This is a genomic window from Paenibacillus arenilitoris (assembly GCF_014705655.1).
Lineage (GTDB): Bacteria > Bacillota > Bacilli > Paenibacillales > Paenibacillaceae > Pristimantibacillus > Pristimantibacillus arenilitoris.
This window is the reverse complement of the sequence record NZ_JACXIY010000001.1, coordinates 433,929-447,032: the sequence shown is the minus strand read 5'-3', so window position 1 is coordinate 447,032 and position 13,104 is coordinate 433,929. Positions and strand designations below refer to the sequence as shown.

Annotated in this window: 9 protein-coding genes; 1 reads left to right on the top strand and 8 read right to left on the bottom strand. The window is 58.1% G+C overall.

Annotated elements, in window-relative coordinates:
- Positions 1 to 122 precede the first annotated feature (122 nt).
- Together IDH41_RS01515 and IDH41_RS01510 are read right to left on the bottom strand one after the other, a co-directional pair.
- Entirely contained in the window at positions 123 to 383 is a 261-nt protein-coding gene (locus IDH41_RS01515) for a hypothetical protein (protein ID WP_190857617.1), read from the bottom strand.
- Positions 384 to 556: 173 nt separating this feature from the next.
- Positions 557 to 1,348 (bottom strand): phytanoyl-CoA dioxygenase family protein, encoded by a 792-nt coding sequence (locus IDH41_RS01510; RefSeq protein WP_190857615.1) that lies wholly within the window; start codon positions 1,346 to 1,348, stop codon positions 557 to 559.
- A 125-nt stretch (positions 1,349 to 1,473) separates the two neighbouring features.
- Between IDH41_RS01510 and IDH41_RS01505 the strand changes: the two genes are divergently transcribed.
- On the top strand, positions 1,474 to 2,349 hold the full coding sequence (locus IDH41_RS01505) for a helix-turn-helix domain-containing protein (RefSeq protein ID WP_190857614.1): 876 nt from the start codon (positions 1,474 to 1,476) through the stop codon (positions 2,347 to 2,349).
- A 65-nt stretch (positions 2,350 to 2,414) separates the two neighbouring features.
- Here the strand turns inward: IDH41_RS01505 and IDH41_RS01500 are convergent, their stop codons facing one another.
- From IDH41_RS01500 to IDH41_RS01475, 6 genes are all read right to left on the bottom strand, one after another.
- A complete protein-coding gene (locus tag IDH41_RS01500) occupies positions 2,415 to 4,601 on the bottom strand; it encodes a hypothetical protein (protein WP_190857612.1) in 2,187 nt (728 codons plus the stop codon).
- Between the two features lie 16 nt (positions 4,602 to 4,617).
- Complete coding sequence (locus tag IDH41_RS01495) at positions 4,618 to 6,306, bottom strand: extracellular solute-binding protein (RefSeq protein ID WP_190857610.1); 1,689 nt, start codon at positions 6,304 to 6,306, stop codon at positions 4,618 to 4,620.
- Positions 6,307 to 6,361: 55 nt separating this feature from the next.
- Entirely contained in the window at positions 6,362 to 7,258 is an 897-nt protein-coding gene (locus tag IDH41_RS01490) for a carbohydrate ABC transporter permease (protein ID WP_317890665.1), read from the bottom strand.
- A 13-nt stretch (positions 7,259 to 7,271) separates the two neighbouring features.
- Positions 7,272 to 8,183 carry an ABC transporter permease gene (locus tag IDH41_RS01485; protein WP_317890664.1) on the bottom strand — a complete coding sequence of 304 codons (912 nt, stop codon included), beginning with the start codon at positions 8,181 to 8,183 and terminating at the stop codon, positions 7,272 to 7,274.
- 172 nt (positions 8,184 to 8,355) lie between these two features.
- Positions 8,356 to 11,418, bottom strand: a complete 3,063-nt coding sequence (locus IDH41_RS01480; protein WP_190857607.1) for an alpha-mannosidase — start codon at positions 11,416 to 11,418, stop codon at positions 8,356 to 8,358.
- A 125-nt stretch (positions 11,419 to 11,543) separates the two neighbouring features.
- Positions 11,544 to 12,704 carry a GntR family transcriptional regulator gene (locus IDH41_RS01475; RefSeq protein ID WP_190857605.1) on the bottom strand — a complete coding sequence of 387 codons (1,161 nt, stop codon included), beginning with the start codon at positions 12,702 to 12,704 and terminating at the stop codon, positions 11,544 to 11,546.
- Positions 12,705 to 13,104: the final 400 nt, after the last annotated feature.

Here is a 13,104-nt window from a genome sequence, read left to right as displayed (position 1 = left end):
TCTCCTGTTTCTCCACGCCCATCTCCCCCCTATTTATTTCGACGTAATTATCCACAGTTTTTAGATTCGCATAATTTCCTAAACAACAAAAAAACCCTTGGTCCCAAGGGTTCGGGCGGTGCTTAATAATACGATTTCATGCTTATCTCGGGTATATGAAGAATGCCCAGCCGCTCATCCGTGTCTCTGACTCTATCGATTATTTTACATAAATTGATCATCGCATCGGAATCGCGCATGGCAGAAGCGATATGATAGAGGGTATTGAGACTCCCCATGGCATGCTCCCTATTAACCGCTCCGCTTTTCAGATTCAGCAGCACGCGCTCGATTTCGGTATTAATAAACCAGAGCGCTCTTTTTTTGAAAGTTGAATTTTTCATAGATTACCTCCGATGTCGATGAAATGTTACCTCTTCAGTATAGCCCGCCCAGTGTTCAAACTCTGTCGAAGCGCGCAGTCGAATCGATATATTTTCCGCCAAGATACGTCCCGGCCGTCGACGCGAATAAAACAAGGGAAGGCGCGAATCGGCGCCTTCCCTTGTTTGGACTTCTACACGACTTTGTCCGTCGTAATAATTTGATAATTCGGCTTCACGTTCCGGAAATCCGGATTTTCGCCGCTGACCATCAGCCCCATGCCCCAGTCGAAATGCACCTGCTCCGTCGGCAGGTCGGAAGCGTCGCGGTATTGGAACAGCACGTTCCGGCGCGTCCTCTCGCTGCGGTTCACGTCGGAGCCGTGTATCGTCAAGTAATTGAAGAACAGCACGTCCCCCGCTTCGGCCGGACAAGGCGTCCCCGAGGAGATCGGATGCTCCTTATGGTTCAAGTAATGGGCGCCGACATGCGGCATCGGCCCTTGCTTATGGGAGCCCGGCACGACGCACAGGCAGCCGTTCTCCGTATCCGCGTCGTCCAAATGAACGCTCGCCGCCAGCATCGAGTGGTCGCGGTGCGGGAAGTACGGATAATCCTGGTGCATCGGGAACGCGGCCCCGTTCGATGGCGGCTTCACGAGCATTTTGGAATGATGCAGCTGGACGTTCGGACCGATGATGCCTTGCAGCACGGACACCATGTTCGGATGGATGACCGCGCGCATGAACGCCGCATCGTGATAATGCACGTCATGGAACCCTTTGAGCACAAGCTTCTTCAATTGCTCGGGCGGGAGGAAGTCCCCCTGCCAGGCGTGGTTATGATCCGATTTGGACCGGGCCGCCCGCTGAATGATCCGCTCGACCGATTCCCTCATCCCGAGAACCTCGTCCCGGTTGAACACTCCTTTGACCAGCAAGTAGCCGTTGTCTTTGTAAAATTGCACGTCTTTTTCGGTAATCATGCCCATTCTCCTTATCGCTTTTGGATTGTAAATATAGTTTAATTATAGATAACGCATGACATGACCGTATTTGCATGGCGAAGACATCTTTTTGCAAAATTACGCCAGAGGAGCTAGCGACCACGATGTATCTATGGAATCAAAGCGAAGAGAGGCTTAACCGGTTTGCCGGCCTGCTCAAGGGAGAACGGCTTACGTTCCAAATTCATTATTGGGGAACGGTGCGGCATTTGACCGCGAACGTCGTGCACAAGCATTCTTTTTATGAAATTTGCTACGTGAACGGCGGAACGGCGACTTATGCCGAAGGCGACGCCGAATACCCGCTGCGGGAGGGCGTCCTCTTCTGCTCGCGGCCTGGCGTCTATCACCAGATCAAGGACGTCGACCGCCTGGACCTGCTGTTCGTCGCGTTCGAGCCGGACGAAACGCAATCCGACGCGAACGAGTTCGAGCTGTACGACCGCGCCTTGAAGCAAGGAGCCGTATGGCTGGAGAATCAAGCGATATCGCCTAGCGTCCAGCTGTGGAAATCGCTGCTGCTGCCGGAAGGGCCGCTCCGGCCGATGCCGGTATCTCTTCTCCCGCAGCTCGCCCACGCCCTGCTCGTCTCCTTCCAGGCGCCGCTCGGCGGCGCGCTGAAGCCCGAGCCGGTTCAGCAGGCTTCGAACAACGCGCTCCTCATTAACCGCGCCAAGCTGTATATTCGCGACAACCTGAGCGGCAACCTGACGCTGCCCGAAGTAGCGCATTACTTGAATTTGTCCGAGCGCCACCTGTCCCGGCTGTTCGCCGGAAGCATCCTTGAGTCCTTCTCCATGCTGGTGCGCAGCGAGAGGGTCCGGGCGGCGGAGCGGCTGCTCGCGAGAACGAACGATCCGATCAAGGAAATCGCGGAGCGGACCGGCTTCGCGTCGGTCCATTATTTCACCCGGACGTTCACCCGCGCCAAAGGCATCTCGCCCGCCGCGTTCCGCGAAGCAAGCCGGAGAAACGAATAAAGCCGCCTCCGCGGCCGCGCGAGGCGGCCGGAAGACGGCTCTATTTGATGAGGTTGCGGATGGAGCTACCAAACAACCGTTACGTCCACGCCCTTCGTCTCGCCGGCATAACGAAGCAGCGCCGTCCCCGATTCGGGGTCGTAGCGGCATTCCGCCGCCGCGCCGCCCGCCGTAACCGCGCGCGGCTCGCCCGCCGCGCGGATGCGGGTGCTTACGGTCATATCGCTCGGCGATTCCGATACGAAGCTGAGCGAACCTTCTTCGAAGCGTTCCTCCCGGATCCGGGAGGAGCTGACGAGGATATGCGGGTTCTCTCCGCCGCGCCGGCCGTCGTTCAAATCGTAGAGCAGGCTGTCTTCGCCGGGGCGGAGCGCAACCGAACGCCGGACGGGAAGGTCAGCCTCGAACAGATCGAGGAAAGCGCCTTCGAGAATAACCGGCTCCTCCGAGTCCGACTCGTCGAGCACATGCGTGATGAGATAAGGCCCGCGCTTTATTTGAAGCACGCGGCTTTCCTTGTAGTCCCCCGCTTCCCCGCGCATCGCGAGCGCCCGCCGGACGCCGTCCCGCACGCGCCGCGCGCCTTCTTCCGTTCTCGACAAGGCCGCCGGGTTCACCCGGTGGAAAATAACGGAGCCGTTGCCTACGTCATGCTCGCCTTCCTCCGGGTTCCGGCCGAGCCCCATCGATTCGAACAGATGCTCCTCGGGACGCTCGTAAGCGCGCCGGCCAGCGCCGCGGTTCCACCATTCGCGGACGCCGTGGAACGGATCGGAGCCGTTCCCGACGTAGATCAGCACGCCTCCTTCCCTCACCCACTGGCCGATCGCCTGATGGATACCCGGATGCTCCGGCTTCATGAATTCGTAGCTTAATAGCAGGACCCGATAATTTTCCAGGTAGCCGGGGAACGTGAGAATATTGTCGAGCTGCACCGGCCGCAGCGGGACGCCGCTCTTGACGAGCGGCAGCGCAAGGCCGTAGAACGCCGACCAATCGAGCAGCTCGCGCTGCTCCTCGCTGAGCGCATCCGATGTCTGGGTGCCGTCGTATTTGAAGGCCGTCCCCTCATCCTCGCCTTCCCGGATGACGTCGCCCCGCTGATACATGGCGGAGTTGGCCAGGCACAGCCCGACTCCGGACGTATAGGCGATGCCGCCGGCTTCCTCTTCGTGATTGTGCATGTCGCGCAGCACGCTCATGACGGTCAGCAGCTCCGTAGCGTAGCTTTCCGGAATCGTCTCCTTGCCCGTACCGTCCTCGTTCGGATAGCTTCCTTCGAAGACGCGCCTCGGCCACGGGCATACCTCGTATTGGCTGACGTCCGGATGCAGCAAGGAAGCGACGACCGTCGCCTTGTAGTTTTTCCGGTAATCGCTCCAGCTGTAGCGCGGGTTGTCTTCGATCGGATCGTGAAGAAACCACATTTCCTTGCCGGTGCCCCGCGTCAGCTCCTGCATGATGCCGTATTCCAAATAGGCCGTTTCGAACGTCCGCTCACGGCGCCGCCCCTCGTAGACGTTCGGCGTGCGCGCGGTACCGGTCCAGATTTGGGCGATATAGCCGTCGCAAGCCGGCATCGAGACGAGCAGCGCCTCGGGGCTGATGATTCTCCACTGCGTATAGTTGATCAGGCTGTGCGTCGGCACGTAGAAGCGGACCGTCCGGCCGTACGTCACGAGCGAATATTCCTTCATCTGGCTGCAAATCCGGTCCAGCGCCCGGTAATAGACGGCCGCCTTCAGCTTCGAGGCGCGGTACTGCGCGTCCGGCGAGGTGTGGGGAGGTATCCATTCCTCCCCGTAATAATTGACCCACTCCCGCTTGAACGCATCCGAGTAGCCCGCGGACGCCCAGAACTCCGGCTCCTCCATATGGATCGCCTCGACGCCGTAATCGATCGCCACCTTGATATGCGTCGCGAGATATTCGGCGAACGAGATCGTCGGCACCATGTACGGCACGTCCTTGCCATGGAGCAAATGCTTGCCGTCGCGGTCTTTCTGGGCTTCGTCCCAATGGTCGCGCCCGTCGAAGCGGCCGTACAAATAATCCTGGTATTGTCCCCATGACACGCCCGTCATCAGATGGATCGTATATCCGGCCTTCTTCCAGCCTTCGATCCGATTGGGCAGATCGTTCGAAATCCCGTAAACCATGACAAAATCGGTACGGAGATCGTACTTCGGCCCGTAGGGACGGGATTCCTGAAATCCCGTCCACTCCGCGCCCGCTTTCTTAAGTCGGTTCAATGAACTGAAACCTCCTTTAGTTCGGCATTTGCAGCGTTACGACTTCCTTGCCCTTCAAGTTCTCGTTCGTGTAGGCAATCGCTTCCTTGTAGCCGGTTTTCTCCATTTGTCCCCTGAGATCGTTAATGATTTTGAGCGCGGCTTCGTCGGATTTGGCGTAGATCGCTTCCTTCCAGACATCGCCGATCTTATCCATCGACGGCTTCAGCATTTCCCACTGCTCCGACTTCATCATGACGTCGCCCGGATTGTAGGCGGAGATGACGCTCGTTCCGTTCGGACGAAGAATGGTGCGGGCGTTCTCCATCGCGGCAAGACGCTCCTGGTCGGCCCAGATGTCGCCGCCGGCTACGGAATTGATGCGGTCCTGGCCGGACATCGATTCGAGACCGATGCTGATGCCTTCGTTTTTCTTCGCTTTGCCGGTCGTGTCGGCGGCGAACTTGTCGAACCATTCCTGCTTCGCGACGGGTTTGTCGTTCTCCATGTCCCAGTGCACGCCCTGCACGCCGTAACGGACGAGCATGAAGCCTTCGTCGGACGCCAGGTAGTCGAGCAGGCGGAGCGCGGCGTCTACGTTTTTCGATTTTTTCGGGATGACCGTTACGTTATTGCCTTGGATTGCCAGATCGACCGGGCGGTCAGGCTCTGCGCCTGCGCGATCCAGCGGGCCTACCGGCACGTATTCGGAACCTGGATGCGCTTTCACGTACTCCTTGGCCGAGTCGTAAATGGCCGGGAAATGCGCGGCGAGCACCGCAATGCGGCCCTGCTTGATTTTCTCGTTCGCGATCGGGTCCGTCTGCGTGAACGCCTCGGGATCGAGCAAGCCTTCCGAGATCAGCTTGCGGTAGTACAGCGTGTAATCCTCGTATTCTTTCGTGAAAAAGCTGTTCTCGTACGTGCCGTCGCCTTTGTCGACATAGCCCGCGCCGTAAAACATCGTGTTGCCGATGCCGACGGCCCAGCCGTTATGGAAGCCGCCGAGCGGAATGACCGGCTGGCCGTTCTCTTCCAGGCCCGCATCCTTGATTTTCTTCAGGAAATTGTACAGATCGTCCTTCGTTTTGACGGATTGCGGGTCGACGCCGACCTTTTCCGCGATGTCCTTCCGGACATAGAAGCCGTACAGCCAATCCATCGCGTCCTCCGGCGTTGCGGGATGGTTCTGGTACAGAAGGAACTGCTTGCCGCCGTAAGCGTCGAACGCTTTCTCGTACAGGGCGGGCGGCACGTTTTCTTTCTCGATCGCCTTGGCGAGATTCGGATACTTATCAAGCTTGTCGGACAGGTCGACGAGCTGGTCTTCCTTCGCCGCCTTGATGATGCCGTCCAATTCGCCGCCCCATGCCGGTCCGGTGTAAATGTCGGGCAGGTCCTGCGTTGCGAAGATCGCGTTTACTTTCTCGACTTCGCTTCCTTTCGTATATTCCCACTCGATCGTGACGCCCGTCTTTTCCTTGATGACCTGCTCGACCGCGGTCATGTCGACCTCCGAGCCGGACGAGCCGTTCCAGTTGTGGAGCACTTTAAGCGTTACTTCGTCAACGGGCTTCTCGCCGTCGTTTCCGCCGTTATCGGCTGAAGGTGCGTTGCTTGCTTCGGAACCGCCGCCATTGTTGCCGTTGCTGCAGGCGAACAGCGTACCGAGCAACAGAATGACGACCAGCAGCAGTGAGGCTTTTTTGAACTTTTTGTTCCTCATAAGAACCCTCCCACAAACTTTGATTTATTATGATAAAGTCCGGGCTAACGGACCATTATCCTTTCACGGAGCCGATCATGACGCCCTTGACGAAGTACCTTTGCAGAAACGGATAGATGCACAATATCGGGAATACGGTAATGACGAGCAGCGCCATCCGGAGCGATTCCGGCGTCGCGCCGGCCGCATTGGCATTGATGGTCTGGCCGCCCTGCTCCGCCGCCCGCTGCATCGAAGAAGAAAGCGCTTCCGCTTCGGTCAGCATTTCTTGCAGCAGCGTTTGCACGGGAATCAGCTCTTTGTCCGACACGTAATAAGCGCCGGAGAACCAATCGTTCCAATGCGTCACCCCGATGAAGAGGGCGATGGTCGCGAGCACCGGACCGGACAACGGCAGGATAATACGCAGGAAAATTTGGAAATCGCCGTAGCCGTCGATGCGCGCCGATTCCTCCAGCTCCTCCGGGATGCCCTGCAGGAACGTCCGGATGATGACGATATGCATGAAGTTGAACAAGAATGGAATGACGTACACCCAGAACGTATTGATGAGATGCAGCTTCTGCAGCGTGATGAAATACGGGATGAAGCCTGCGCTGAAGATCGTCGGCAAGAAGATGTAGAACGTAAAGAACGTTCGGCCGGGCAGCGTTTTTTTGGACAGCGCGTACGCCATCAAGGTACAGAGCAGCACGTGAAGGAACGTTCCGAGCAGCGTCCGGAACACCGTAATTTGATAGGCCTTCCAAATTCGCGCGTTCTCGAATACTTCCACGTAATTGTCGAGCGTGAACTTGCGCGGGAGGAAATACAGCGCGCCCATCATCGAATCCTTGCCGTCGTTAAGCGAGTAGACGAGGATGTAGATGAACGGGTAGATCATCGAGAAGCCGAACAAGGCGAGCAGCACGTAATTGAACGCGTTAAACGCGGAAAAACGTCGAGTCTCCACTTCCGATCACTCCTTAGAACAGGGATACGTCGCTGATTTTGCGGGCAATCCGGTTGACGGTCAAAATCAGGATGAACGCGATGACGCTTTGGAACAATCCGACAGCGGCGGCGTAGCTGAGCCGGCCTTCGTTGATGCCGGAGTTGATGACGTGCACGTCGAGAACGCTTCCGATCGCGGCGGTCGCCGGACCGTTCAGAAGCAGCAGCTGCTCGTAGCCCGCGCTCATCAGACTTCCCGTCGCCAGAATGAACAGGATGACCGCGATATTGCGGATGCCGGGCAGCGTGACGTGCCAGATTTGGCGGAACCGGCTGGCGCCGTCGATCTTCGCCGCTTCGTACAGCTGCTGGTCGATGCCCGCGATGGCCGCCATGTAAATGATGGAGTTCCATCCGATGTTCTTCCAAATATCCGAACCGACGATGATTTGATAGAACCAGCTTGTGTTGTTTAAAAATTGGATCGGCTCCACGCCGAAGGCGCCGAGCAATTCGTTGACGGGACCTCCGTACGGCGTCAGCAGCCGCTGCATGAGCGTGACGACGACGATCCAGGATACGAAGTACGGCAAATAAGAAAGCGTTTGCACCGTTTTCTTGAATTTGACGTTTCGAATCTCGTTCAGCAGAATGGCGAGAATGATCGGCAGCGAGAAGCCGATGAGCAGCTTCATCAAGCTGATGACGATCGTGTTGCGAATAATTTCGAAGGATTGGTAATAATCGAAAAACTGGCGGAAATATTTCAAGCCTGCCCAAGGGCTTCCCGTAAAGCCGCCCGAGAACATAAAGTCCCGGAACGCGACCTGGATGCCGTACAGCGGAACATAGGAGAAGAGAAAAAACCAGACGATGCCGGGCAGCATGAACAGGTAAAACAATTTGTGCTTCAGGACCCGCTTCCAAAGCGCGGATTGATTCACGAGCTTCACCTCCTAATAGGATGCGTGGCAAAATGGTATGAAGCATAACCTGATCGTTTGGCGATGCAGCCTCATGCTTCGAGAGCATGAGCCAATCGTTCGCGGCGGCCGAATCCCGCTTCGAAAAGCGCAAGCGTTGCGCCTTGCAAAGCAAGATTCGGCTCCGGAACCGCTATGAGGACCTTTTCTTCAAACGGATCGTTTTGATTTCAAACGGCGCGAAGGCAATCGTAATCGAGCCGTCTTCTTGATGCAGGCGCTCGGCGGGCTCCTCCATCAGATCGGTCAGCCAAGCCTCCGAGAACGCGATGCCCGCATGAAGCGCGGTCTGCGCGCGCGAGCCCGACGTTTCGTACAGCCGGACGACGATATCGTCCCCGTCCTCCGCCCGCTTCACCGTCTCCACCATGATGCCGGGATGGTCCGGCTGCAAGTACGACCGGGAATCGCGCGGTTCCGCGGAACCGCCGGCCGCGACGGCCGTCCGAAGCGGCACGTTCAGCTCGTACCCCCGCTTGTAAACCTCGGCCTTCACGTGATCCCCTATGTGCGGATACAGCGAGTACGTGAAGGCGTGCTTGGCGCGATCCGCCTCCGGATCGGGATACGAAGGGCTGCGCAGCAAGTTCAAATCCAGCACGTTCTCGAATACCCGGTGTCCGTATTTGCAATCGTTCAGCAGCGCCACGCCGTAATCCGGCTCGGACAAATCGACCCAGTGATGCGCGCAAATTTCGTCCTTGGCGTAATCCCACATCGTATTGCGGTGCGTCGGCCGCTTGATGTAGCCGAACTGGATTTCGCAGCTTGCGCTGTCCGAACGAACGTCGACGGGGAACGAGACGCGAAGCATCTTGCCCGATTCCTTCCAATCGACCTCCGTCTCGAAGTCGATCCGGCGGCTGCCCTCGGTGAGGACGACCTTCTGCGTCAGACTGGACTCGCCGAATCGGAAGGATAGCAGCAGCCCGGCCGTCGGCCCGTCGGCGAACGCTTCCGCGCCCGTGAGCTCTACCTTCATGCCGCCGGTCTCCCGGTAATCCTGCCGGAAATCCCAGGCATCGCCCGGGTCGTGGTAGACGAGCAGCTCGTTCGCCTTCCGGCCGGCAGGGACGACCTCCCTGCCCGCTTCCTTGTCCCAGATCGACGATATCGTGCCGTCCTCCCCGAACGTGACCGCGAGCAGATCGTTCTCCGCCACGCGGCCCGCGCCCGATGCCCGCGGCTCCGCAAACGGCTCCGCGACGCCGGCGGCTTCGGCGGAAGCGGCGATTTCGGCGTCGGATTGCTCCGTCGCGGACAACCGGGCCGCCGCGTACCCCATCGCGGGCACCCGGACGCGGCGCCAGCCGCCGTTCACCTTCAGCCACTCCTCGCGCTCCCAGCTCAAGGAGTTGAAGACCGCGATCCCCTCTTCGCCGTCTCCCGCCCCGATCCGGTCCGCGACCGCGCCGTAAGCCGATTCGATCAACGCCTCGACCCGCTCCAGCAGCAAGCCGTAACGCTCCAGCGACTCGTCGTACACCCGCTTGATCGATGATCCCGGCAAAATGTCGTGGAACTGGTAGAGCAGCACTTCCTTCCAAATCTCCTCCAGCTCCTCCGCCGGATAGGCGATTCCGCTTTCCAGCTCCGCGATCACCGCCGCGAACTCGAGCTCGCGCAGCGCCTTCTCCAGCTTCCGGTTGTACCGTTTGTTTCTTGCCTGGCTCGTTAACGTGCCCTGGTGCTTCTCCAAATACAGTTCGCCGCGCCAGGACTCGTATTTGTCCGTATGGTCGGCCAATCGCTCGAAGAACCGCGCCGAAGGCTCTTGCACGACCGGGCTTAATCCGAGCAGGTTTTTCTCCCGCGACAGCCGCTCCAGATGCTCCTCGCCCGGACCGCCGCCGCCGTCTCCGATGCCGAACAGCATCAGGCAGCGGTCCGATATGTTCTTGTCCAAATATTCCTGCTCCGCCTTGACGATCGAGCGGGGCGCGGCCGGACTGTTGTAGGTGTCCTCGGGCGGCATGTGCGTAAGCACCTGCGAGCCGTCGATGCCTTCCCACAGGAACGTATGATGGGGATGCTTGTTGTACATGCTCCAGGAAAGCTTCTGCGTCATCATGCAATCGACGCCCGCCTTCTTCAGAATTTGCGGCAGGCTCGCCGTATAGCCGAACACGTCCGGCATCCAAAGCGTCTTCATCTCTTGGCCGAATTCCTCCAGGAAATACCGCTTGCCGTACAAAACTTGCCTCACCAGCGATTCGCCGCCCGGCACGTTCGTGTCCGATTCGACCCACATCGCGCCCTGCGGCTCCCAGCGCCCCTCCTCGACGCGCTCCTTCACCCGAGCGTACAGCTTCGGGTAATGCTTCTTCATCCAGTCGTACAGCTGCGGCTGGCTGGCGCCGAATACGTAATCCGGATAACGCTCCATCATCCGCAGCGCCGTCGAGAACGTCCTCGCGCCTTTGCGGATCGTTTCCCGGATCGGCCACAGCCAGGCCAGATCGATGTGCGCGTGGCCGACGGCGCTGATCGTAAGCACCGGGTCGCCTCCGCGCTTCGCGAGCTGCTCGCCCAGAATCGATCGGGCGCGGGCGATCTTCTCGTCCGTCATTTCCGTCAGGAGCAGCGACACGTCGTACAGCGCCTGGAAAATGCGCGTCTTCCTGGCCGTGCCCTGCGGCAGCTTGATCGCCGTCTCGAGCAGCACCTCCGCGTCGTAGTACAATTGCCTGACCTGCTCGCGGCAAACGGCGATGCACGCTTCCTTCAGCGTCCCGCTCCGATACATGCCGAACAAGTCGTTGCAGCCGCCGTCGCCCCATAGGTCGATCGTCTCCTCTCCGGTCGACGACTCGCTGACATGGACGACCCGCTTGCCTGGCAGCCCGAGCGAAAGGTCGAATTCGGAGTTGACGTTCGTCAGCCCTTGCGTAGGCGTTCCTTCCTCGTCGACGAGGCAAAGCTCGCCGTTAATATCGATCAGCAGGACGATCTTGCTCCCCGCAGTCTGCTTAGGCACCTTGCCCGTAAACCGGAACCAGCCGCAATCCCACAAATTGCCCCAGCGGTCGCCCGGAGCGAGCTCGAGCATCCTTCCGGTCGTCCGATCCGCGTACGGCACCGGTTCCGGCGTAATCCAAGCCGTCACCTTCAATTCCGCCACCGGTTCATAAATATGCCCCTTCAAACGCTCCAACATCGATTTCAGCCGCTCTTCTCTCAACGTCTCATAGGGCATCGCATGATCTCCTTTTCCAGCTCGTTATACAAACAATATAATATATAAGTTGAATATATTCAATATATAATTAAAAAGATCTTTTCCCTGTTGGGGAAAAGATCTTTTTTCGAAGAAACCTCGGTTTAAGCTTGCGCGGCAAGGCGGCCCGTCGTCTGCCCGATAACCAGCTCCGGCTTGATCAGCGTTTTGCTGTACTTGTGCTCCCGTCCGTCGCCGCCCTCGATGATGCTTAGCAGCGAGCTTGCGGCCTGGTAACCCATATCGTGCTCATACTGCTTAATGTGCGTGAAAATGCTGAATTCCTCGACGATCGAGGTCGGATCGTCGAAGCTGATAATGGACAGATCCTCCGGCACGCTGAGGCCGGCCTGCCGCGCCATCTGGTAAATCTGGACGCCGAGCCGCCCGTTGAGCGTAATGTACGCCGTCGCCATGCGGTTGCGGATATAGCGGTATAACGGATGCTTCTCGGAATCCTTCAGGCTGCCGACGTAGAAGCCGGTAATCATGTGAGCCGGATTGATCAGGGCGCCCTTGTCCTTCAGCGCGTTCATGTACCCGTCGATCCGCTCCTGCACCGTCACCGTCTGCAGCGGCGAGTCGGAGCAAATCGCGATCTCCCGGTGCCCGAGCTCCCACAGGTACTCGACGGCGAGGCTCGTGCCGAGCTTGCCGTCCGAGGCGATGTAATGGGTTTCGACGCCCGGCAGGTAACGGTCGATCAGCACGAACGGATAGCCCGAGAACTTCATGCTGAGTATTTCCTCGTTGTACTTCTCCTCGTCCACCGGGAAGACGAGAATGCCGTCCGCCCCGACGTCCATTAGCGTCTTGATGGCCTCCTTCTCCTTCTCCAGCTCGCCGCCCGAGAGGAGAATCATGCTGCGGTACCCTTTCTCCCCGAGCGCCTTTTGTACGCCTTCGATGAGCCTGATCGCGAAGTAATCGCAGATGGAGGGCATAATGAGTCCGATCATGCGCGTCTGCAGGCCGCTGTCCCGGTACTCCTCGTCGACGACCGCGACCGGCCGCGCCGGCTCGGCGGCCGCTTTCGGGTCCTTCCCGCTTACGAAGCTGCCCTTGCCGGGCACGCGGGTGATCATGCCGTCGTTCGCAAGGCCGGCCATCGCGTTGACGACCGTAATCTTGCTGACGTTGAACCGTTTCATCAAATCCTTTTCCGTCGGGATGCGGTCGCCCGGCTTCAAGCCTTTCGTGTCGATCAGTTCCCGGATGTAATCTTGTATTTTCTGATAAAGCGGCGTTCGAACAGTTGAATTCATCACCTATCACCAAACTTCATATAGATATTTGTAATATATATTATATGTTTTAACGACATTACGCAATCCCCGCCGCTTTGTCGAATAACCGAAAATATTGCGGTGCCGCGAATATGCCGCTCGTATACATCCCCATTTACGGCCGATTTCAGCCAATATTCATAGAGATTAAGATCGAATAAAGTAGATAAATTTATATATATTTAATATATATTATCCAAAAGGAAATTTTGAACGGCTTATTTCGAATGAGCGGGGGATGTCCGAAAAGTGGATAACGTCCCGCAGGCATTCGGTATTCCGCCGGCTTCCGAGCCGAGCCATGGGACGATGTAACGAGCGGGCGATGCGGCTGACGGGATTCCCGGAATTCCAGAATAGAGGCAAAAAATGGCGTTAT

Excerpts from the sequence above, each read along its gene's own strand:
- IDH41_RS01515 (WP_190857617.1), bottom strand. The coding sequence starts at position 383 with ATGAAAAATTCAACTTTCAAAAAAAGAGCGCTCTGGTTTATTAATACC.
- IDH41_RS01510 (WP_190857615.1), bottom strand. The coding sequence starts at position 1,348 with ATGATTACCGAAAAAGACGTGCAATTTTACAAAGACAACGGCTACTTG.
- IDH41_RS01505 (WP_190857614.1), top strand. The coding sequence starts at position 1,474 with ATGTATCTATGGAATCAAAGCGAAGAGAGGCTTAACCGGTTTGCCGGC.
- IDH41_RS01495 (WP_190857610.1), bottom strand. The coding sequence starts at position 6,306 with ATGAGGAACAAAAAGTTCAAAAAAGCCTCACTGCTGCTGGTCGTCATT.
- IDH41_RS01480 (WP_190857607.1), bottom strand. The coding sequence starts at position 11,418 with ATGCCCTATGAGACGTTGAGAGAAGAGCGGCTGAAATCGATGTTGGAG.
- IDH41_RS01475 (WP_190857605.1), bottom strand. The coding sequence starts at position 12,704 with ATGAATTCAACTGTTCGAACGCCGCTTTATCAGAAAATACAAGATTAC.